This is a genomic window from Gluconobacter cadivus (genome assembly GCF_015244745.1).
GTDB lineage: Bacteria > Pseudomonadota > Alphaproteobacteria > Acetobacterales > Acetobacteraceae > Gluconobacter > Gluconobacter cadivus.
Map to the genome: position 1 here is coordinate 253132 of NZ_JABCQI010000003.1, position 21325 is coordinate 274456.

Annotated in this window: 16 protein-coding genes; 14 read left to right on the top strand and 2 right to left on the bottom strand. The window is 61.0% G+C overall.

Annotated elements, in window-relative coordinates; genetic code table 11:
* Positions 1-19 precede the first annotated feature (19 nt).
* The 9 genes from HKD28_RS06725 to HKD28_RS06765 all read left to right on the top strand — a co-directional run bounded on the left by HKD28_RS06725 (position 20) and on the right by HKD28_RS06765 (position 12622).
* On the top strand, positions 20-751 hold the full coding sequence (locus HKD28_RS06725; RefSeq protein WP_194267648.1) for an amino acid ABC transporter permease: 732 nt from the start codon (positions 20-22) through the stop codon (positions 749-751).
* On the top strand, positions 751-3624 hold the full coding sequence (locus HKD28_RS06730) for an FAD-dependent oxidoreductase (protein ID WP_194267649.1): 2874 nt from the start codon (positions 751-753) through the stop codon (positions 3622-3624). Before HKD28_RS06725 ends, HKD28_RS06730 begins: the two co-directional genes overlap by 1 nt.
* Complete coding sequence (locus tag HKD28_RS06735) at positions 3621-4355, top strand: amino acid ABC transporter ATP-binding protein (RefSeq protein WP_194267650.1); 735 nt, start codon at positions 3621-3623, stop codon at positions 4353-4355. Before HKD28_RS06730 ends, HKD28_RS06735 begins: the two co-directional genes overlap by 4 nt.
* A 111-nt stretch (positions 4356-4466) precedes the next feature.
* Positions 4467-5735, top strand: a complete 1269-nt coding sequence (locus HKD28_RS06740; protein ID WP_328749450.1) for an ArgE/DapE family deacylase — start codon at positions 4467-4469, stop codon at positions 5733-5735.
* A gap of 97 nt (positions 5736-5832) precedes the next feature.
* Entirely contained in the window at positions 5833-8406 is a 2574-nt protein-coding gene (locus HKD28_RS06745) for a TonB-dependent receptor plug domain-containing protein (RefSeq protein ID WP_235993347.1), read from the top strand.
* Positions 8407-8469: 63 nt separating this feature from the next.
* Positions 8470-8766 (top strand): hypothetical protein, encoded by a 297-nt coding sequence (locus tag HKD28_RS06750; RefSeq protein WP_194267653.1) that lies wholly within the window; start codon positions 8470-8472, stop codon positions 8764-8766.
* Positions 8767-8775: 9 nt separating this feature from the next.
* Entirely contained in the window at positions 8776-9990 is a 1215-nt protein-coding gene (locus HKD28_RS06755) for a glutathionylspermidine synthase family protein (RefSeq protein ID WP_194267654.1), read from the top strand.
* Between the two features lie 97 nt (positions 9991-10087).
* Positions 10088-11395 carry a DUF1800 domain-containing protein gene (locus HKD28_RS06760; RefSeq protein ID WP_194267655.1) on the top strand — a complete coding sequence of 436 codons (1308 nt, stop codon included), beginning with the start codon at positions 10088-10090 and terminating at the stop codon, positions 11393-11395.
* Positions 11396-11398: 3 nt separating this feature from the next.
* A complete protein-coding gene (locus HKD28_RS06765; RefSeq protein WP_194267656.1) occupies positions 11399-12622 on the top strand; it encodes a DUF1501 domain-containing protein in 1224 nt (407 codons plus the stop codon).
* Between the two features lie 20 nt (positions 12623-12642).
* Here the strand turns inward: HKD28_RS06765 and HKD28_RS06770 are convergent, their stop codons facing one another.
* Entirely contained in the window at positions 12643-14796 is a 2154-nt protein-coding gene (locus tag HKD28_RS06770; RefSeq protein WP_235993348.1) for a TonB-dependent receptor, read from the bottom strand.
* A 359-nt stretch (positions 14797-15155) separates the two neighbouring features.
* Between HKD28_RS06770 and HKD28_RS06775 the strand changes: the two genes are divergently transcribed.
* The 4 genes from HKD28_RS06775 to nagB are packed head-to-tail and all read left to right on the top strand — an operon-like array spanning position 15156 to position 19265.
* On the top strand, positions 15156-16142 hold the full coding sequence (locus HKD28_RS06775) for an N-acetylglucosamine kinase (RefSeq protein WP_194267658.1): 987 nt from the start codon (positions 15156-15158) through the stop codon (positions 16140-16142).
* Complete coding sequence (gene gluP / locus HKD28_RS06780) at positions 16139-17428, top strand: glucose/galactose MFS transporter (protein WP_328749456.1); 1290 nt, start codon at positions 16139-16141, stop codon at positions 17426-17428. The genes HKD28_RS06775 and gluP overlap by 4 nt, the downstream gene beginning before the upstream one ends.
* Positions 17425-18534 carry an N-acetylglucosamine-6-phosphate deacetylase gene (gene nagA / locus HKD28_RS06785; RefSeq protein WP_194267659.1) on the top strand — a complete coding sequence of 370 codons (1110 nt, stop codon included), beginning with the start codon at positions 17425-17427 and terminating at the stop codon, positions 18532-18534. The genes gluP and nagA overlap by 4 nt, the downstream gene beginning before the upstream one ends.
* Positions 18531-19265 (top strand): glucosamine-6-phosphate deaminase, encoded by a 735-nt coding sequence (gene nagB, locus HKD28_RS06790; protein ID WP_194267660.1) that lies wholly within the window; start codon positions 18531-18533, stop codon positions 19263-19265. The genes nagA and nagB overlap by 4 nt, the downstream gene beginning before the upstream one ends.
* Here the strand turns inward: nagB and HKD28_RS06795 are convergent.
* A complete protein-coding gene (locus HKD28_RS06795) occupies positions 19262-20185 on the bottom strand; it encodes a LysR family transcriptional regulator (RefSeq protein ID WP_194267661.1) in 924 nt (307 codons plus the stop codon). The two genes, nagB and HKD28_RS06795, sit on opposite strands and share 4 nt — an antisense overlap.
* Positions 20186-20283: 98 nt before the next feature.
* Here HKD28_RS06795 and HKD28_RS06800 point away from each other — a divergent pair, with 98 nt between their 5' ends.
* Positions 20284-21267, top strand: coding sequence for a nitrilase-related carbon-nitrogen hydrolase (locus tag HKD28_RS06800; protein WP_328749460.1), 984 nt, complete (start codon positions 20284-20286; stop codon positions 21265-21267).
* The last annotated feature ends 58 nt before the right edge of the window (positions 21268-21325 follow it).

The window sequence follows — 21325 nt, forward strand, 5'->3', positions numbered from 1 at the left end:
ACGAACGCGGGGCATCGACATGCAGATCTGGAGCTGGCACGGCTTCTTCACCTATCTCGGCAGCCCCTATATCTTCCGGGGCGCGCTTATCACGGTCTATATGACGGCCGTCTCGATGGTGATGGGGTTTCTTCTGGGGCTGCTGATTGCGGTCATGAAGCGCTCGCAGCGCCGTCTGCTGTCCTGGCCTGCGCGGTTTTATGTCTGGTTTTTCCGGGGCACACCGCTGCTGGTCCAACTGGTCGTGATCTATACCGGTCTGCCGAAGCTGGATATCCGGCTGAGTGTTCTGGCGTGTTCGATTATTGGGCTGACACTGAACGAGGCAGCGTATCTCGCGGAAATTATCCGTGCGGGGCTGAATGCCGTGCCAACCGGCCAGATCGCGGCGGCACGGGCGCTGGGCCTGAGCGAGCGGCAGATCGCCTGGCGCATCGCATTTCCGCAGGCGTTCCGGCTCATCATCCCGCCGCTGGGCAATTCGGTGAATGGTCTGCTCAAGACGACCAGTGTGACCTCGGTCATTTCCATGGAGGAACTGATGCAGCGCAGCCAGATTCTGGTGCAAGACCAGTTCATGGTGCTGGAGCTGTTTTCCGTGGCGGCGCTGTATTACCTGCTGATGACAACGGCATGGGACTTCCTGCAACGGCGGATCGAGCATTATGCGGAGCGGCCCTATCGTCGCCAGCAGAAAACCGCAGCGGTTGAGGCCATCGAATTTCCCGCGACGACGCAGGATGCGCGCTGATGTCGGACCGGCTGAACTTCACGTTCAATGACACCAGCGTCTCCGCAAAACCCGGACAGACCCTGACGGCTGCGCTGATGGCCGCAGGCAGAATTGCGCACCGGACGGCGCCGGATGGATCGGAGCGTGGTCCGTTCTGCGGGATCGGGGCCTGTCAGGAGTGTCTGCTAGAGGTGGACGGGCAGATGTCCCGCCGGGGATGCATGACGCCGGTGCGGGACGGGATGCGGGTTCGCAGTAATGACCGTCTTCCGGATGCGGCTGTTTCAGCCTGTCTGGCGAAGGGTGAGGAGCGTCTGGCTCAACATGCCTGCGATGTACTGGTGGTGGGTGCGGGCCCGGCGGGTCTGGTTGCAGCGACCGAACTGGCGCGCGGTGGGATGGATGTTCTCATCGTGGATGAACGCCATATTCCGGGCGGCCAGTATTTCAAACAGAACGCGGTGCATCCGGAACGGCAGGATGATCAGGGTCGCAAGGGGAGGTACCTGATTGAAGCCATGCGGGCCAGTGGCGCGCGGCTGTGGTACGACACGCTCGTCTGGAGCGCCCATCGCGAAGAGGGCGCTCTCGTCATCGGTGGGCTGCGGGATGGTGAGGCGTTCTATATCCGCACGCAGCATATCATCGTGGCGACGGGTGCACAGGAAACGCCTGCGGCCCGACCGGGCTGGACGTTGCCAGGTGTCATCACGACGGGGGCCGGACAGACAATGCTGCGCGCCTATGAAGCGGTGGCTCCGGGGCGGATCGTTATTGCCGGGAATGGCCCGCTCAATCTTCAGCTTGCGGCGGAACTGGTCCGGCGTGGAGCGGATGTGGCGGCCGTTGTGGATTCAGCACCTGCGGCCGTAAAGCGGCCCTTTCTGGCCACACGGCTATCGGTGGCGTCGCCCCGTCTTGCGCTCGTGGGGATGCGACATCTGGCGACATTGCGTCGGGCCGGGGTACCGGTGCTGTGGGGAAGCGTTGTGACCCGCATCGAGGGCGAGGATCGTGTCGAGCGCGTGGCGGTGAAGCAGCGGGGAGGCGCAGAACGCTGGATCGAGACGCAGACTGTCTGCCTCGGAGACGGGTTCGTTCCTGCCAGCGAACTGCCACGGCTTCTGGGCTGCCGACAGCAGATCCGGAACTGGCCTGTGAGCCATCCCGAGACGGGCCGAGAACCAGACGGAAAGACCGATCAGGCGGATGTGTCCGTTATTGGTGAGGCCGGGCGTTTTGGGGGTGCTTTTCTGGCGCAGGCTCAAGGGGTGCTGTGTGCGGCCAGACTGCTGGAACGGGCAGGAAAACCGGTCCCGTCCGGTTTGGAACGCAGTCGGCGGGTATATCGCGATAATGCGCGTTTTCAGGAGCTTCTGTGGACGCTGTATGATCCGGTTGTCTCGCTGCCGTCCCCGCAGGAGACGACCATCCTGTGCCGATGCGAATGCGTGACCGCAGGGACTGTCCGGGCCCGCGTGTCGGAAGATGGGATCACCGATCTGGCGTCTCTTAAACGAGCGACACGGGCCGGAATGGGGCGGTGTCAGGGGCGGTTCTGTCAGGCTTCGCTGATGAAGATGCTGCCGGAACCGAAAAACGAAAAGGATTTTACCGCACCGCAGATCCCCCTGCGTCCGGTTCCGGTTGCGGCCCTCGCGCGTCAAAAACCGGAATGGCGGGGGCATGTCCGGGTTTCCATTCCATCGGGGCTGGGAGCAGTGGGGCCATCGGCTTTCGGCGCTGTCGAGACTGTGGATGTCGTGGTCGTGGGTGGCGGGATCGTCGGGCTTTTCACGGCGCTGTTTCTCGCCGAAGCCGGGAAAAGTGTCGTGGTGCTCGAACGTGGTCGGGCAGGAGCGCTGGCCTCGGGCGGCAATGCGGGCAGTCTGCACGCGCAGCTCATGGCATTCGACGCCAGCGCGGATACGGACGGACCGTCCATGCCTGCGCGGACGCTGGCGTTGCAGCGGGAATCCATCCGCATGTGGGAGGCGCTGCGCACAACGTTCGATCGCGATCTGGAGATCAAGGTCAGCGGCGGGTTGGTGGTGGCGGAAACCGAAGCCGATATGGACCGTCTGCGTAGCAAGGTCGCGGTCGAACAGGCCCTTGGCGTCGATGCGCGGCTTCTGGCATCGGACGAATTGCACGGGATCGAGCCCAATCTGAGAGATGGCTTTCTGGGCGGGGCGTATTGCTCCGAGGAAGGCAAGATCAATCCCATGGCGGCAACGCAGGCTGTTCTGGCGCGGGCACGGCGCGCGGGCGTGCGGGTTGAGGAACTCACAGCCTTGTCCGCAATCCAGCCCGACGGCACACGGTTTCATGTCAGCGCGGGGTCAAGGCGCTGGTCGGCCGGAGCGGTGGTGAATGCGGCCGGTGCCTATGCGGGAGAAGTCGCCGGGCTGGTCGGACGTCGGCTGCCGGTTTTCGGTGCCCCGTTGCAGATGATCGTGACCGAGCCTGTGGCTCCGCTGGTCTTTTCGCTTCTGGCCCATGCAAGCCGGCATCTCACGCTTAAACAGGCCACGAATGGCTCGCTGCTGATCGGCGGGGGATGGAGTGCGGGGCTTGATCCGGTGCACGGGCATCCGCGACCGCTGCGGGAAAATCTGGAAGGAAATCTCTGGGTGGCACAAAGGCTGGTTCCGGCGCTGGGGGCCGTGAATGTCGTTCGGAGCTGGGCTGCGATGAACATCGATATCGACGGGGCTCCGATCCTTGGAGAAAGTCCGGACGTGCCGGGCTTTTTCACGGCCGTAACGGCCAATGGTGTCACGCTCGCTCCGGCCATGGGGCGGCATGTCGCGGATATGGTTCTGCGCCGCTCCGAACGTCCTGATCTGGAGATCTTTTCTCCCGCACGCTTTTATGGAGATCCGTCATGATCACGCTGGATACTGTGACGAAATCATATGGCGCCTTTCAGGTGCTCAAGGGCTGTTCGGCGGAGATCGGCAGAGGGGAGGTTGTGGTTGTCTGCGGCCCTTCGGGTTCGGGTAAGTCCACGCTCATCAAATGCATCAATGCGCTGGAGACGTTCGAGAGCGGGCAGATCTACGTTGATGGCATGGCCGTGCGTTCCGCGAACACCGATCATTCGGCGCTGCGGGCGAAAGCGGGGATGGTCTTTCAGAGCTTCGAGCTTTTTTCCCATCTGAGCATTCTGGACAACATCATGCTGGCCCCGCGTCTGGTCCAGAAACGGGGGAAGGAAGAGCTTCGCGAGCATGCGGAAACGCTTCTACGCCGGGTCGGGCTGGAACAGCATGCGGACAAATATCCGATCGCCCTGTCCGGCGGCCAGCAGCAGCGGGCGGCGATCGCACGCGCTCTGGCGATGAAGCCGGATGTAATGCTGTTCGATGAGCCGACATCGGCGCTCGATCCTGAAATGGTGCAGGAAGTCCTTCAGGTCATGATGGAGCTGGCGCGCGAGGGCATGACCATGATGTGCGTTACCCACGAGATGGGATTCGCGCGTCAGGTCGCGACGCGGATTCTGTTCGTGGATGCGGGCGAGATCGTCGATGACTGCCCGGCGGCAGATTTTTTTGCAGGGCGCTGTTCGGCCAGAGCGCAGGCTTTTCTGCGGTTTGAGGAGGCGCACCCCAGCTAAAAGGAAATATTTTCAGCAAGAGGCAACATTCCGCTTCAGGATCGAATTCAGTTCGTATACAAAGAGAATATGAGCTGAGGACTGTCAGGCGATCCGGTGGGAGAAGGCGCTGTGCTTGAAAAGACTTCCTGTTGTGAGAAAACGGCGAGCGAACGTCTGGGTCATGTCATCGACCGGGATTTCGAACTGCGTCAGGTGCCGTTCCTTCAGGATCTCGTCGGCGTCCCGTCGGATAATCCGCCCGGTGACTGCGCGCCGCACGCCCGGTTTTCCGCCGACAGGCTGCGGGCACTCGGTTTTGAAGTTGAATGTCATGCTGTCCCGCAGGACTTCGTGCAACGGCACGGTATGCAGAGCGCAACGAATCTGATCATCCGGGAGCGTTTCGGAAATGGCAGCGGCCCTGTCATTGCGCTCAATGCGCATGGGGACGTGGTTCCCCCTGGCGAGGGCTGGGTGCATGATCCGTATGGCGGCATCATTGAAGATGGCAGGCTTTATGGACGGGGGGCCGCGGTCTCGAAGTCAGACTTCGCAACCTATGCCTTTGCGTTGCGCGCGCTGAAGGAAGCCGGTTCTGACCTGTCCGGCACGGTCGAGCTTCATCTGACCTATGACGAGGAAATCGGTGGTCATGTCGGGCCGGGTTGGCTTCTCTCGGAAAAGCTGAGCACTCCCGACTACGTCATCAGTGCCGGTTTTACCTATGACGTGATGATTGCCCATAATGGCAGCCTTCAGCTTGATGTGGCTTTCACGGGCAAAGCGGCGCATTCCGCATGGCCCGAGACGGGCGCCGATGCCATTGAGGCGGCGTGTCGTGTGATGACGGCTCTGTACGTCTATCGGGACGGGCTGGCGAAGACGGTCTGTTCCATTCCGGGGATTGAATCGCCGACGCTCGTCATTGGTACGATCAATGGCGGCGTTGCAGCAAACGTCGTGCCCGAACAGGCGACATTCCGGCTTGAGCGCCGGATTTTGCCAGACGAAAAAGCGGCCGAGGTCGAGGCGGATCTGCGGCAGCTTATTGTGAATGCGACAGATGTGCCGGGCGTGAGTTGCGTCGTAACGCAGCATCTTCTGGCGTTGCCACTGGTTCCGGATGAGGGGCAGGCCCCTTTGATCGGAGCCTTGCAGGACGCTGCCGAAGCGGTGTTCGGGGAACGGATTGCCGTCAAGGGTATGCCGTTGTTCACGGATGCCAGAATTTACAGCAATGCGGGCTATCCGACCGTTCTATACGGGGCTGGTCCGCGTCGTCTTCAGGATGCCAATGGCCATCGTGCGAACGAGCATGTGGTTCTGGAAGATATGCGTCGTGCGACGAAGGTTGTCGCAACGGCACTTTCCCGCCTTTTACGTTCTGAATCCGAGTAATTCCGAGTTCGGAATAAAAATCCCGCATAATTCCGTTATGCGATCCGACTGTTTCTGACTGATATCCCTGTGCTGCGCCAGGGCGATGGAGCCGATTATGAACATCAGGAAACTTGCGCTTTACTCTACGTTCCTCTCCGTCAGCGTCTGTAGTGGATCGGTTTTTGCAGCCTCGGAAAAAGCCGTGCCGGAACCGGCGAAGGCCTCCGTCCACAAAGCACCGTCCAAAACGGTATCTCCGAAGACGCGCAGGTCGTCTGCGGCGAAACATCGGCCTGCGGATGTCATCGCCGGAAGCGAAGAAGGCGTGATCGTCACCGGAACGCATGCGTCCAACCGCCACGCCCGTCAAAGCACCAGCCCGATCACGGTCCTGTCCAGTGCGACGCTGCGTCGCTCAGGCATGATGAACCTCGCCGATGCGCTGACCAAGACCTATCCGTCCATCAATATGAGCACGATGGGCAATGACGCCGGTGCACTGACGTCCTTCATCCGGATGCGCGGCCTCAATCCGAATCAGGTTCTGGTTCTGCTGGATGGCAAGCGTCGGCACACCACGGCCAACATCAATGCCGATGCCGGTCCGAATTTTGGCGCGACGCCCGTGGATCTGAACATGATCCCGTCCAACATGATCGATCATATCGAGGTTCTCGAAGACGGCGCCGCTGCGATGTATGGCTCTGACGCTATTGCCGGTGTGGTGAACATCATCACCAAAAAGCAGGATCATGGGCTGAATATGAGCGCCCAGACGGGGGCAAACGCCTATAACGGCGATGGTTGGCAATACCAGCTCAACGCTGATGGTGGATTCAAACTCGGCCGTGACGGCTATGCTCATATTGCGGCACAGGTTTACCATACGGACCATTTCGTAACCAACACGGTTGATAATCGTCTGGCGGGTTATGTCCCACCGGGGGCAGCGAACGAGCTGTATACCGGGTCGGTCAAAGTGCCCAAGAACTCCAACAAGATCATGAGTACGCCGGAAGAAACGCGCGAAAATCTGGGGATCGATTTCGGCAAGAACCTGACCGATGACATCCAGTTTTACGGGCAGATCACCTACGCGCACCGCCATGCGGAAGCGTATGAGAATTATCGTGTTCCCTCGGGTGCCAGCGCCAGCAATCCAGAGTTGTTTCCATATGGCTATTCGCCGTTGGAGACGATCGACGAGAACGATTATGCTGCGACGCTGGGCCTGAAGGGTCGTCATCTCCTCGGTTTCGACTGGGATCTGAGCAGCACCTGGGGTGAGGATCTGGACAAGATTTCTAACCAGAACACCACCAATCCGAACATGTACGCCGCCACGGGCTACACACCGACGACCGTGCGGACCTCCAATTTCCGTCTGGCGCAGTGGACGAACAATCTCGATCTGCGCCGGAACTTCAAGATTGCCAACGTGGTTCCTGTCACGGTGGCTTTCGGTGGCGAACAGCGTCTAGAACAGTATACCATTCTAGCGGGCGAACCTGCGTCTTACGAATATGGCGGCACTTCTGCGCTGGCGGGGCTGACGCCGCAGGACGCTGGCAAGTGGGATCGTGATGTCTGGGCGGCTTATCTGGATGGCGATTTCCATCTGCTGAAGAACTGGGATCTCGATTTCGCCGGTCGTTTCGAACACTATACCGACGTCGGAAATACCGAGAACGGCAAGGTTTCCACGCGTTACGATATCACCAAGCGTATTGGCCTGCGTGCGACGATCAGCAACGGTTTCCGCGCGCCGACGATGGCAGAACAGCATTACAGCGCCATCAATGTCGGGCCGACATCGGTGTTGGGATTGTTGCCGGTTTCGTCTTCCGAAGCGCGTGCGACAGGGGCGTCTCCCCTCAAGCCCGAACGCTCGACCAGTGCGACAGGTGGCATTGTTCTTGAGCCGATAGATGGTTTCCATGTCGAGGCCGATGTCTATCAGATCAACATCCGCGATCGCGTCGTGCAGGGTGGTAACGTGACGGGTCCGGCTGCGATTGCAGCATTGGAAGGCATGGGCGTTTCGCTTCCGGCTCTGACGCAGCTTTCCGAAAACGCCGTGCAGACCTATTACTTCACGAACGGTGCCAGCACGCGGACGCAGGGTCTGGATATCAAGGCGGATTACATGTTCCGCATGCATCGCTTCGGCAATCTGAGCCTGTCGATGGCGCTGGACCTGAACCGTACGCGTCTGTCGCATAACGGAATGTCTGCAACGGGATCACCGCTGCTGAATGCTCAGAATATCGCTTACCTCACGACGGCCTATCCGCGAAGCAAGATCATTCTGAATGCGTTCTGGACAATCGGGAAATGGGACGTGAACCTGCGCCAGACCCGTTATGGCGAAACGACCGGTATGATGACGTATCAGGACTGGACGCCTACGGCGGCGATCTGTCCAATTGATGGCAAGCAGCTTCAGCAGTCCAGCAGCTGTTTTGCGCAGTTCAAGAACTCTCCGCGCTGGCTGACGGATCTGGAGATCGGGTATCGCGTCAATTCGCGCTGGCATCTGGCGGTGGGGGCGAACAACATCTTCAATATCCGTCCGCGCAAGCTGCCGGGTGAGCTGAACCAGCTTGGTGCCAATCCTTATGATACGTTCTCGTCTCAGGTGCCGATGACGGGTGGGTATTATTACGGGCGTGTGAACTTCACGCTCTGAGGGCTCTTATCTTCGTCTGTGGATGTGTTACGGTTGGTATCAGGCAAACATATCTGCAGATGAATGATGAAAAACGGGATTGCGTGGGGTGTAGGGGCGGGCGCTCTGGTTGTCGGGCTGGGGGTTCTTGGCCTGACGATGCGGCATCCTCAGGCGGCGCAGCCGGACCCCTGCGCGGCAGCATCTGACAAGGCGCCCCAGAACTGCCCCGAGCAGGGCAGTTCTTCGGGGCATGGTGTGTATATCTCTTCTGGCACGGACCGTGACGGTCGTGCCGGGCATGGCGACGGCGAGGCTGAGTCCGCGGGGCATGCCGGATTTGGGGAAAGCGCGGGCGGACATGCGGGCGGGGGCGAATAGGGTCGGTCCGTGGGGCAGATCCGCCGTCTGATATCCTGTGCGAGGCCGGACTGGCAGCGTCAGGCCGATCGGCTCGGTTATCATTATTATCGCAATACGGATGGAAGTTTCGCATGGCGTGAGGACGTGCGTTACGAGTTCGATGCGCAGGCGGTGGCGCGTGTTCAGACCGTGGCCGAAACGCTGCATCGGCTCTGTCTGGAGGTTGTGGACGAGGCCGTTCGGCAGCCTGGTGGTTTGGATGCGTTTCATATTCCGGCCGCCATGCAGGATGTGGTGCGGGATTCCTGGAGGCGGGGGGACCCGTTTCTGATCGGGCGGTTTGATCTGGCGTGGTGCGACGGGCGACCAAAGCTGATTGAATATAATGCCGATACGCCTGCGACACTGCCGGAAAGCACGCGGATGCAGGAATTCTGGCACCAGCAATGCGGCGGGGCTGATGGTCATGCGCCTCTGGATGCGCGGGCTCTGGTGGAGCGTCTGGCCGGGCTGAGGCGTGCGGGGCGGATAGGGCACATGGTGCATATCGTGCCCTATCCCGACAATCTCGAAGACACCACGCATGCCGTTTATTACCGGGAATGGGCCGAGCAGGCGGGCTTGGAGGCGGTTCACTGCGAGTTGCGGGATCTGGAGGTGACGAAGGATGGTCAGCTTCTGCATCGGGGGCGGATCGTTCGCAGCATGATCCGCATGTATCCGTGGGAGTTGATGTTTCGAGATTCCGGGGCGCGGCATCTGCGGGAGTGTGGGTGTATGTTTCTTAATCCGCCCTGGACGGCGCTTTTGTCGAACAAGGCGCTTTTGCCAGCTTTGTGGCGGCGGTATCCCGGGCATCCCAACCTGCTGGCGGCGGGATATGCGCCCGAGGATCTGCGTCGCGGGCGTGGGGGGAAGGCCGGGGCGCCTTATGTGGAAAAACCGATCCATGCCCGGGGCGGGGAGAATGTGCGCATCGTTGCAGGCGGACGGACAGTTTGTGCCGAGGGCGGGACGTATGGGGCGTATCCGAGAATTTTTCAGGAATTTGCGGATCACCGGATCGACGGGGTGACGGCGTCGGTCGGGGCGTGGATCGTGGGGGAGCGGTTTGCGGGACTGACGATGCGGGAGAGTGCGGACCCGATTGTGCGGCATACATCGCCCATCGTGCCACATCTGGTGCGCGAAGAGCGGGGCAGGCTGGCGCGATGGCGCGGAGTGTTGGGGAAGCGTTTCTAAAAAACTTCACATGTTACGGCCCATCTTTTGCCACATGGACGGCCCAGCGTTCTGTAGGGTGCCGACTCCCGTTATCGCCCCGTTTCGCGAGGATGCCATGCGATCAGTCAGCGCAATCAACAGGTTTGGGTGGGGCCAGCGGGATGGCTCCAGTTCCGGTCTGTCCGTTCAGGACTGGCTGGCGGGTCAGTTGACCGAGCCGGACAGGGCCGTGTTTGCGGGTGTGGGGCCGTGTGCGGACGGGCTGGTTGCGCTGCGGGAACAGCGGAAGGCCAAGATGCAGGGCGATCCGCTGGTCAAGCCGATCTTTCAGGCTGAAGTCGCAACGCAGATGGACAATCTGTTGCTGACGGAGCAGCCGTTCCGGGAGCGGCTTGTCTGGTTCTGGTTCAATCATTTCACGGTCAGTCTGCGGCAGGGCAGTACGCGCGCCGTTGTGGGCGCTTATATGCGCGAGGCGATCCGTCCGCATGTGACGGGGCGCTTTTCGGACATGCTGCTGGCGGTCATGCGGCATCCGGCGATGTTGATGTATCTGGACAATGCGTCCTCCATCGGGCCGGACAGCGCGGCGGGGCGCAAAAGCCATCGCGGATTGAACGAAAATCTGGCCCGCGAATGTCTGGAGTTGCATACCGTCTCGCCTGCGTCCGGGTACAGTCAGGCGGATGTGACGTCTTTTGCCGCGATCCTGACGGGATGGGGCGTGGATCTGAAGGCCGACGAGCCGGGGTTTGTGTTCCGCGAAAAGGCCCATGAGCCGGGTGTGAAAACGCTCATGGGACAGGCTTTCCCCGAAGGCGAGGACGGCGGCGTGCAGGCGTTGCAGTTTCTGGGCACGCATCCGGCGACCTACCGTCATATTGCGACGCAGATGGTCCGGCATTTCGTTTCGGATACGCCAGCGCCGGCCTCCGTGCGGCATGTCGAGAGTGTTTTGCAGGCCAGTGGTGGGGATCTGCGGGCGGCGTCTCTGGCGCTGGGGGCATTGCCGGAACCGGCTTTGGGCGGGGGCAAGTTCCGCTCTCCCATGGATTATGTCACGGCGGTTCTGCGGGCGTTGTCCGTGGGGGGCGCGCCCAGCCAGCCGGGCGATCCGCATTCTCCGGCACATCAACTGGTTTCGGGTTTTGCGTCGCTCGGGCAGCCGCTGTGGACCGCGCCGCTACCCAATGGCTGGAGCGACGATGCGGCGGACTGGTCCGCGCCTGCGGACATGCTGGCGCGGACGGACTGGGCCTGGCGCGTGGCGGCGCATGTCCGGACCGGCGATCCAATGGATGTTGCCGATATTGCCCTTGGTCCGGCCCTGCGACCGCAGACCCGCACGGCCATGCATCATGCCGGGTCGCGTCAGGATGCGCTGGCCCTGCTGTTTTCCTCTCCTGAATTCCAGAGGCGCTGAGCCATGATGATTTCCCGTCGTACCGCTCTGCTGGGTCTGACGTCTGCTTGGACGCTCGGGCGGTCTTCTCTCGCTTTTGCAGGCTCTTCCGGTGGGCCGGATGATCCGCGTCTGGTGGTGATCCTGCTACGGGGCGCGCTCGACGGATTGTCGGCTGTCACGCCGTATGGAGATCCGGATCTGGCGTCGTATCGCCGGGCGCTGGTTCTGCCAGAGCCGGGGCAGGAGGGCGGGCTGCTCGATCTGGGTGGGTTTTACGGGCTGCATCCATCTCTCGTGACGCTGCATGGGCTGTATGGTCAGGGGCAGATGCTGCCGATCCATGCCGTTGCGGGGCATTATCGCAGCCGATCGCATTTCGAGGCGCAGGATTATCTGGAGAGCGGGGCGGATGAGCGTCTGGGGAGCGGATGGCTGAACCGGGCTGTTTCCGTGCTTCAGGGCAAGGCGAACCGGCCGGATGGGTATGGGCTGGCGATGGGGCTGACGGTGCCGCTTCTGCTGCGCGGTTCGGCGCGGGTTGGGAGCTATGCGCCTGCGGGGAGCCAGCATCCGGATGCGGATCTTTATGGTCAGATTCTGGCGCTGAATGCGTCCGACCCTGTGACGGGACCGGCGTTGCGGAATGCTCTGAAAGCGCGGGGATTTTCGGATGCCGCCATGACGCAGGAGGGTATGGCTGCTGCGCCGGGCGTGGATGCTGCGGGCAAGCCGCGGAAAATCGACGCGTTTACGCAGCTTTCCACGGCAGCGGGGGAGATGCTGGCGACGGCGCATGGTCCGCGTGTGGCGGCGCTGGAAATCGGGGGGTGGGACACCCATGCCGGGCAGCTCGGGCGGTTGGGCGGACCGCTGGCGCAGCTTGACCGCGGCATTGGGGCGCTGCGTCAGGGGCTGGGCGAGAGCTGGAACCGCACCGTGGTTCTGGCTTTGACGGAATTCGGGCGGACCGTGCGGATCAATGGCACGGGCGGGACGGATCACGGGACGGGGACGGTCGCGTTTCTGGCGGGTGGCGCGGTTGCGGGCGGGAAGGTCGGGGGGACGTGGCCCGGTCTGCGCTCCGGGCAGTTGTTCGAGAACCGGGACCTTGCGCCGACGACCGATCTGCGGTCGGTCGTGGCGGGGGTGCTGTGCGATCATCTGCATCTGCCGCAGCATGCGGTGGGGACGGTCTTTCCGGGGGCGGCTGTGGAACCTGCGCGGGGGCTGGTTGTTCCGGTGTGAGGCCGGGTTCTTCCATCCGTTCAGAACTCCGAGACGACTGAGAAAAACGTGCCGCGCCGCTGGCCGTACTGGGCCTGATAGATGCCGACGCCGCTGCCATTGCGAAGTTGGTAGCGTTTGTCGAACAGGTTCATGACGTCCGCGCGGATTTTGATGTCATGCCCGACCGGGACCTTCGTGAAGGTGTGCTGATAGCCGATGTTGAAGACGTCGTATTGCGGCTCTTTTTCCAGATTGGCGAAGCCGCTGCGCAGGCCGTAACCATAGACGAAATCGACATAGGCCATGTCGTGTTTCGTGGTCCAGGATGCGCCTGCGGTGGCGGTGAATTCGCCCTGATGGTCGAGCTGGATTGCGTGGTTGCGGATATAGGCGAGTTCGACCAGATCGAATTGGTACTCTGCCGAATTGATGTCCCGGGCTGAAGTTTTGACGTAGGAAAAATTGCCGTACATCGACCAGGGGCCATGCCGCCATGAGCTGCCGAATTCTGCGCCATAGACGCGGCCGCGTTTGTAGCTGAAGGGGGCGAGGATGACCGCGCGGCCGAACTGTCCGAGATCGGTGAGGTCATGCGCCCATTTGGCGTAGGCATCGAGCGTGATCTGGAATTCGGGTGTGATGCGCTGGAGGATGCCGCCATCGACGTAATTCGATTTCTCGACTTTGGTGGCGTTGTTGATCATGTTCGCGGCCGCGTTGGTGGTGCCTGCAAAGCGCGCGAGTGTGGACGGGTAGACATATTGCGGGGACGGCGGGGCGAAATAGCGCGAATAGCCGAGATGCAGCGTCGTGGTGCGGGTGGGTTTCCAGACCATGTTCGCGCGCGGGCTTAACTGTCCTTCATTGTCGAAGGACGAGGCGAAGCGGTCGTAGCGGATGCCGTAATTGAAGGTCAGGGTGTGGGTGATTTTATACTCGTCCTGAATATAGGCACCCGCTTCGACGGACCAGTTGCCAGTATTGTCGATCATGCGTTTTGCGATGTCGGACGTCTGGTTTCCGGCGTCGTCCACGGGGAAGGCCAGCGTATCGGTATCCAGACGTTCGGACGTGTACTGCCCCAGCAGACCGGCCCGCAGGGTGTGATGGGGGGCGATGTCGTAGGACAGATCCGCCTGCATGCCGCCGGTTGTGAAGTCGTTGACTTCGTGTTCCGAGACGCCCTGATAGAGCAGGTCGCGGTCACGGTCCGGTGTGTAGTCGATCCGGCCGTAGCGGAAATAGGGTGAAACCTGAAGGTTCAGTTTCTCGGTCGTGCGCTGGTAAGACAGCACGGCGTAATAGTTCTGTTCGGTCTGGCTGTCGTTCAGATTGGCCCAGTTCATGGACGGGTCATGCGGATTGACGCCCGCGACATTGTACAGGGTCGTGTAATCCGGGCTGGTTGTGTCGAACGTTTTGAACGAGTTGGGGATTTCAAAATCCGCGTAGGAGGCGCTCGTCAGCAGCGTGATCCGGCTTGCGTCGTCGAGATGGTAGGACAGATACGCGAAGGCTTTTTCCTGTTCGGTCACGTCATGGATGGCGCGGAACGTGTTGCTCGGGTTTTCGATGCCGATATTGTTGCGGGTGAAGGACAGGGTGGTGAAATAGTCCAGTTTTCCATGCTGGCCGCCAAACTGCGCGGACGGGACGAAGGTGTTGTAGCTGCCGCCATACAGCGAGACCTGATTGTGTTTGAGGCTGTCGCCGGTTTTGGTCGTGACATCCACCACGCCTGCGGTGCGGAAGCCGAACTGCGCGGGCAGCGTGCCGGTCAGCAGGTCCACGGACTGGATGATGCGCGTGTCGAGTTCCTGTCCGAAGCCGTTCAGCCCTTCTGGCAGCAGCACGCCGTTGACGCGATAGGTCAGGCCGCCATGTTCGCCGCGGACATGGACTTCCCCATAGCTGTCGAGAACGACGCCGGGGACGCGGAGGAGGATCTGGCTGAAGACCGCGTTCTGGCCGCCGGGTGTGGTCGCGATCTGGCGCTGGTCGATGGTGTAGTCCACGGCGCCGAGGCCGGGGAAAATGCGGGCGCGTTCGCTGTTGAGATGTCCGACGACGCTGATGTGTTCGGAAGGGGCGGGTTTTTTCGCGGGATCGGCTTTTTTGATGGTCCGGGATTTGTGTTTGGATGGGATGTCGTTGGCGAAGCCCGTGCCGATGAGGGTCAGGCTGACGGCCATCAAACCGCAGGTCCGGAAGCATTTCCGGCACGATAGTAAACTGATCATGGTATAGTATTTGCTATATATGCTGGAGTGCATGCGGGTGGCCTGAGGCGTGGGGTTCAGCCACCCGGAATTAGGGGGCAGGCTCAGACTTAAAGCATCAGCGTTATGATATGCAATATGCTATATCAATCAGCAGAGGATCTATCTTGGGGGCTAATCGAAAGATCGGGAGAGGCTGGAGCTGAAAAGCCTCTGTCAGGGTGGTCTGAAAAGCGATAAAAATCATTACGGTACTGGATATGCGATCATTCGTCCGCCATGCTCGCCCGTCTTTCTTTCTGCCTCTGTTGTCTCAAGCGAAGCGTCAAAACATGCCAGTCTCTTCTCCGGTCCTAATGCCCCTTCATCAGCCCTGCATTGCCGCCATAGACGGTGGGGGGACCAAGACGCTTCTTGCTGTTGTGGGAAGGGACGGATCGCTGGGGCCAGTGCTTCGGGGGGCAGGGTCCAATCCGTTTGATCAGGCCGGATGGCAGGATGTGTTGCAGTCTTTGCTGAGGCAGCTTCCCTCCACGACAGCTGCTCTGTCTCTGGGGCTTGCGGGGTATGAGGAGACGCGGGTTTTGGGGCGCGAACAGAGCGATGTCGTGGGGAACGCTTTTGCGGGGCCTTTCAACATCTGTAGCGATGTGGAGATGGCCTGTACCGGGGCTTTCGCGGGCGCCGCCGGGGTTCTGGTTCTGTCGGGTACGGGGTCGGTGGCATGGGCTACGGATGGTCGGGGCGGTCAGGTCAAGATTGGCGGCTGGGGTGGATTGTTCGGGGACGAGGGCAGTGGGTTCTGGATCGGGCGTCAGGCGTTGGCGCTGCTGACGGCGCTTCTGGATGGGCGCAATCAGGCGGATCATGCGTTTTTCGCGCCGTTCGTGGCGGCGATGGGACTTCCGACTGAAAAAGCAGCGTGTGGGACGGCGCTTCTGGAATGGTACGGGGCGCTGCGTCATCCGAGGGCCAGTGTTGCGGCTCTGGCACGGATTGTTTCGGATCTGGCCGAGGGCGGGCTGGAACCGGCCCGGCGGCTGATGCGTGAGGCGGCGGATCATCTTTGCGCCCATATCGAGGCAGCCCAGCGCCATTTTCCCGAAACATCGCTGCCGTGGAGTTATGCCGGAGGAACGTTCCAGAGCCGGTCTCTTCGGGAAAGCGTTGCTGTTCGGCATGGTGCGCCTGTGCCGCCGCGTCTTCCGCCGGTCGGAGGGGGGCTGCTCAATGCCGCGCGTCTGGCCGGGTGGGATGTGGATGATGCGTGGATTGAGCGCGTGTCTGTTGCACTGCGTGATGCGGGGCTGACGTCGTGACGGGGCCTGTCCAGTCCGGCAGGGGGCTGACCGGGGATTATGGACTGGCGCCTCTGGGTGTGGCTGCGGCGATTTTCTTCATCATGGGTTTTGTGACCTGGATGAACGGTCCGCTGATTTCGTTCGTGCGTGTGGCGTTTGATCTGAGCGATACGAGCGCCTTTCTCGTGCCGATGGTCTTCTATTTTTCGTATTTCCTGTTTTCCCTGCCTGCATCTTTCGTGGCCCGGAGGCTTGGTCTGCGTCGGGGGCTGGCTGTTTCGCTCGTGTTATGTGCGGCGGGCGTGGCGCTGTTCGGACAGTTTATTGCCATGCGTCTTTATGGGGGTGCCCTGACCGGATTGCTGGTCATGGGGGCCGGGCTGTCGCTGATGCAGGTGGTGATCAACCCGCTGGTCAGTCTGCTAGGGCCGTCCGAACGAGCGTCACAGCGCATTGCCATTATGGGCGTGTGCAACAAATGCGCGGGAATTCTGGCCCCCATCGTTCTGGCGACTGTGGTGATGGGGGATATTGGGACGCTGTCCCAGCGGGCGCAGGAGACGACGGACCCTGTGGCGCGCAATGCGCTTCTGTCGGGGTTCGTGCAGGCGATTTATGCGCCTTACATGACGATGGCTGTTGTTCTGCTGCTGACGGCCATCGGCGTGGCGCTCTGCCCGCTGCCGGATTTGCAGGCGCCTGCGCTGCCGGGGCCTCTGGAGGGGAGTCGGCGTATTTTCCGGCCGCATCTGATGTTCGGGATCGTCGTGATGTTCCTGTATGTCGGCGTGGAAGTCATGGCCGGGGACGCCATTGGGACCTATGGGCAGGGTTTTGGTATGCCGCTCAGTCAGACGCGCTTTTTCACGTCCTTGACGCTGGCCGGGATGCTGGGGGGATATATTCTCGGGTTTCTGGTTGTGCCGCGGATTGTGACGCAGGAGCGGCTTATGGAACTGGCCTGTTTTCTGGGCGCGGGACTGACGGTCGCGGCGTTTCTGACGCAGGGCTATGTTTCGGTTCTGTGCGTGGCGTTGCTGGGGGCGGCCAATGCCATGCTGATGCCCTCGATTTTCCCGATTGCCATCCGGGGGGCGGGGGCGTGGACGCCGCTCGCATCCGCCCTGCTAGTCATGGCGTATAGTGGCGGGGCGATCATTCCGCAGATTTACGTCATTCTCAAGCCGTTCGTGGGCTTTCAGGGCATGTTTGCGCTGCTGGTTCTGCCGTCTTATCTGGCCTTGCTACTTTACGCGCAGCGTTATGGTCGGACGGGGCTTTTACCACTGGATCAGGAGCCATGATGGCGCATCTTGAGGGCAGGATCGTCCTGCGCGATCGTATTGTTTCGGGGCGGGTGGATTTCGACAGTCATATCCGCGAGATCGTGCCTCAGTCCGGAGTGCCGGAGCGCTATATCCTGCCGGGCTTTATTGATGGTCATGTCCATGGTGGCGGTGGGGCCGATACGATGGACGGGGTTGCGGCCATCGAGACGCTCTCGCGCTTTCATCTGGGCCACGGAACCACGACGATCCTGCCGACGACGATCACCGCGCCCTGGGCGGAGGTTATGGACGCGCTGCGGGCGGTGGCGGAAGTTTGTGAGCGGGGCGTAGAGGGTGGGCCGCGCATTCATGGCGCGCATCTGGAAGGGCCGTTCGTCAGTCCGCACAAGCTGGGGGCCCAGCCGCCGTTCAATATCGAGCCGACCGCCGAGCGGGTGGCGGAAGCCGTTGCGACGGGGTGTGTGCGTGTTGTGACGATCGCGCCGGAACTGGACCACGCGCCGACGGCCATGAAGGCCTTTGCGCAGGCGGGTGTCCGGGTCAGTCTGGGGCATACCACCACGGATTTCGAAGGTGCCGAGCGGGCGATCTGTCTGGTTTGTGCGGCCGGGGGAACCGTTGGAGGGACGCATCTGTTCAACGCCATGTCGGCGATTGAGGGGCGGCGTCCCGGGCCGGTAACGGCGCTGATGTGCAGTGATGTGGCTTATGGGGAAATGATCTTCGATACGCATCATGTTCATCCTGCCAGCTTCCGGCTGGCGGAGCGGATGATGGGGCAGCGGCTGCTGTTCGTGACGGATGCTATGCGGGGTACGGGTGAGGCGGATGGTCCGAGCCAGCTTGGCGGGCAGGATGTGATGATCCGTAACGGGGTGGTGCGGCTGCCGGATGGCACGCTTGCGGGGAGCATTCTGACGCTGGATCAGGCGTTGCGGAATGCTCTTGATGCCGGAATGTCGCTTCCGAAGGCGGCGCGTCTGGTCAGTACGAATGCTGCGGCCTATCTCGGGTTGCAGGACCGGGGGGCGATTGCGCCGGATCTTCTGGCGGATTTCACGGTTCTGGATGACAGGTTTCAGGTCAGCGAAGTCTGGGTCAATGGAGAGCGCAGGGTATGAAAATCATCGTCACGGACACGCCCGGTCAGGCGTTTCAACGCGCGGCGGACATGATCGCGGAGGAAATCCGCGGATCTCAGGCGCCTATTCTGGGGCTGGCGACGGGCCGCACGATGGAGAGCATTTACCAGCTTCTGGTACGGGATCATGACGCGGGGACGCTGGATTTTTCCGGCACGACGTCGTTCAATCTGGACGAATATGTCGGTCTGCCGCCGACGGACCCGAATTCCTACAGCCACTACATGCAGGAGCATCTGTTTTCGCATGTGAACATGGCCGAAGGGCAGGGGCATGTTCCGAATGGTGTTGCTGTGGATCTGGAGGCTGAGTGCGCGCGCTATGAGGCCGCCATTCGCGCGGCCGGTGGGCTTGGGTTGCAGCTTCTGGGCATTGGCGAGACGGGGCATATCGGTTTCAACGAACCGCCCTCCGCGTTCGACAGCCGGACGCGGGTTGTCCATCTGGATGATGTGACGCGACGGCAGAACAGCGCCATGTTCGGCGATGATCCGGAGCGTGTGCCGGAACGCGCTCTGACGATGGGGGTGGGGACGATCCTGGAAGCGCGCCGTCTGGTGCTGGTGGCTGTTGGTGAGGGCAAGGCGGCGATCGTTGACGAGGCGCTGAACGGTCCGATCAGCGAGGCTGTCAGTGCCACGGCCATCCGCCTTCATGACGATGCGACGGTGATTCTGGACGAAGCCGCGGCCCGGATCTGGCGGCGTTAGGACGGACAGATCGCTTCCATGTTCGGGAGTGCCTCCCGGAAGGCGTCGCTGATGATCTGGCGCATCCAGAGGTTATCCGCTGTCCGTTGCCAGAGCAGCGACACAGAATAGTCTCCCAAATCGATGGGTGCCGCGCAGACGGTCAGGCCAGAGACGGCAGCGAGGCTCTGCGCGGCATGGAGGGGCAGGGTAGCAATGGCGCGCGTTCCGATCAGGAAAGGGGGGAGCGCAGAAAAATGCGTCAGTGCCGATTGTACCCGGCGCGCGTGGCCCAGAGTTTTCAACACATGGTCCACGATCCCCTCCCGTCCGGAAAAGGACACCAGAAGATGTGGCAGAGTGAGGTAATCTTCCAGTTTCAGGGGAAGTGTGAGGCCGCAGGCGGTTGGATCAAGCAGGCAGGCGTAACCGGATTGTCCGATCTCCTGATGCTGTAATCCGGAGCGTATATTGGGCTGTGCGACGACGGCAAAATCGATGTCTCCTGCTTCGAAAAGAGCCTCGACCCGGTGTTTGTTGGCCTGTCTGAATGTCACGGAAACCCGTGGGGCTTCCGCTGCCAGACGTTGTGCAATCAGGGGGCCAGCCGCGATCTGGAAATCGTCGGACATTCCCAAAGAGAAATGCTGTCGGCTGGTTGCCGGATCAAATGCCGTGACGGTTGAGAACGCGGTCTGGATCAGTGTCGCTCCGTTTTGCAGCGGTTCTGCCATGGCAATTGCCCGAGGGGTTGGTTGCATGCCGTCACGTGTGCGGACGAACAGAGGGTCATCCGCCGCTTCCCGCAGGCGGGCCAGAGAGGCGCTGACGGCGGATTGACTCAGGGACAGTCGGCGTGCCGCTCTGGAGACGCTGCGTTCTTCCCAGAGTGCCAGAAACGTGGTGGCCAGATTGAAATCGAGGCGTGAAATATCGACCATGGTGATTTTGATTATCAAAACAATCAATTTGCCCGATAATGGGAGAAAGTCCACTCTTCCTCTCACTGTAATCCGCTACATGCATGAGAGATCCGGACATGAGCCAGCGTCGCGTCGCCGTTATTCAGGCGGGAACCTGTCTTTTCGACACGCCCCGGACACTGGATCGGATGGAAGCCCATTGTGATGCGGCTGCCGCACAGGGTGTTGAGCTTGCAGTTTTTCCGGAAGCGTATGTTGGCGGATATCCAAAAGGGCTGAGTTTCGGCGCAATTCTGGGAAGTCGTTTTCTGGAAGGGCGTGAGGATTATCTGCGTTACTGGAAATCTGCCATTGACGTGCCAGGCGCAGAAACGGCGCGGATCGGCTCGTTTGCGGCGAAAATGAAGGCCCATCTCGTTGTTGGTGTCATCGAACGTGATGGGGCGACGTTGTATTGTACGGCGCTCTTTTTCGGACCTGACGGGGCGCTTTTGGGCAAACATCGCAAGCTGATGCCGACGGGAACCGAGAGGCTGGTCTGGGGGCAGGGCGACGGCTCGACCATTCCGGTTTTTGAGACGGATATTGGACGTATCGGGGCTGCGATCTGCTGGGAAAACTATATGCCGGACCTGCGTCAGAGCATGTATGCCCGGGGCATCAATCTCTGGTGTGCGCCCACGGTGGATGAGCGCGACATCTGGCAGGCTTCCATGCGGCATATTGCCTATGAAGGACGAACGTTTGTTCTCAGTGCCTGCCAGTACATGACGCGTGCGGATGCGCCGGAGGAGTATGCCTGTCATCAGGGCAATAACCCGGACACCGTGCTTATTCGGGGGGGCAGTGTGATCGTCAGTCCGCTTGGAGACATCATTGCCGGACCGATCTATGATCGCGAAGCGATCCTTACGGCGGATATCGATCTGGATGATGTGATCCGGGGGAAATACGATCTGGACGTGGCAGGCCATTATGCCCGTCCCGATATTTTCAGTCTGCGGGTTCATGACGCACCACGGCGTCCGGTATCATTCTCTGAAGCTGTGGAAGCTCTGCCGGATTGTAAAGAAGAAGCAACGGTCAAGCCCTGTTCTTAAGGGGACGGGCTGACGTGAAGATGTGGGTGAAGCAGTAAAATTAAACATTCCCAATGCT

Excerpts from the sequence above, each read along its gene's own strand:
- HKD28_RS06725 (WP_194267648.1), top strand. The coding sequence starts at position 20 with ATGCAGATCTGGAGCTGGCACGGCTTCTTCACCTATCTCGGCAGCCCC.
- HKD28_RS06730 (WP_194267649.1), top strand. The coding sequence starts at position 751 with ATGTCGGACCGGCTGAACTTCACGTTCAATGACACCAGCGTCTCCGCA.
- HKD28_RS06735 (WP_194267650.1), top strand. The coding sequence starts at position 3,621 with ATGATCACGCTGGATACTGTGACGAAATCATATGGCGCCTTTCAGGTG.
- HKD28_RS06745 (WP_235993347.1), top strand. The coding sequence starts at position 5,833 with ATGAACATCAGGAAACTTGCGCTTTACTCTACGTTCCTCTCCGTCAGC.
- HKD28_RS06750 (WP_194267653.1), top strand. The coding sequence starts at position 8,470 with ATGATGAAAAACGGGATTGCGTGGGGTGTAGGGGCGGGCGCTCTGGTT.
- HKD28_RS06760 (WP_194267655.1), top strand. The coding sequence starts at position 10,088 with ATGCGATCAGTCAGCGCAATCAACAGGTTTGGGTGGGGCCAGCGGGAT.
- HKD28_RS06765 (WP_194267656.1), top strand. The coding sequence starts at position 11,399 with ATGATGATTTCCCGTCGTACCGCTCTGCTGGGTCTGACGTCTGCTTGG.
- HKD28_RS06770 (WP_235993348.1), bottom strand. The coding sequence starts at position 14,796 with ATGGCCGTCAGCCTGACCCTCATCGGCACGGGCTTCGCCAACGACATC.
- HKD28_RS06775 (WP_194267658.1), top strand. The coding sequence starts at position 15,156 with ATGCCAGTCTCTTCTCCGGTCCTAATGCCCCTTCATCAGCCCTGCATT.
- nagA (WP_194267659.1), top strand. The coding sequence starts at position 17,425 with ATGATGGCGCATCTTGAGGGCAGGATCGTCCTGCGCGATCGTATTGTT.
- nagB (WP_194267660.1), top strand. The coding sequence starts at position 18,531 with ATGAAAATCATCGTCACGGACACGCCCGGTCAGGCGTTTCAACGCGCG.
- HKD28_RS06795 (WP_194267661.1), bottom strand. The coding sequence starts at position 20,185 with ATGGTCGATATTTCACGCCTCGATTTCAATCTGGCCACCACGTTTCTG.
- HKD28_RS06800 (WP_328749460.1), top strand. The coding sequence starts at position 20,284 with ATGAGCCAGCGTCGCGTCGCCGTTATTCAGGCGGGAACCTGTCTTTTC.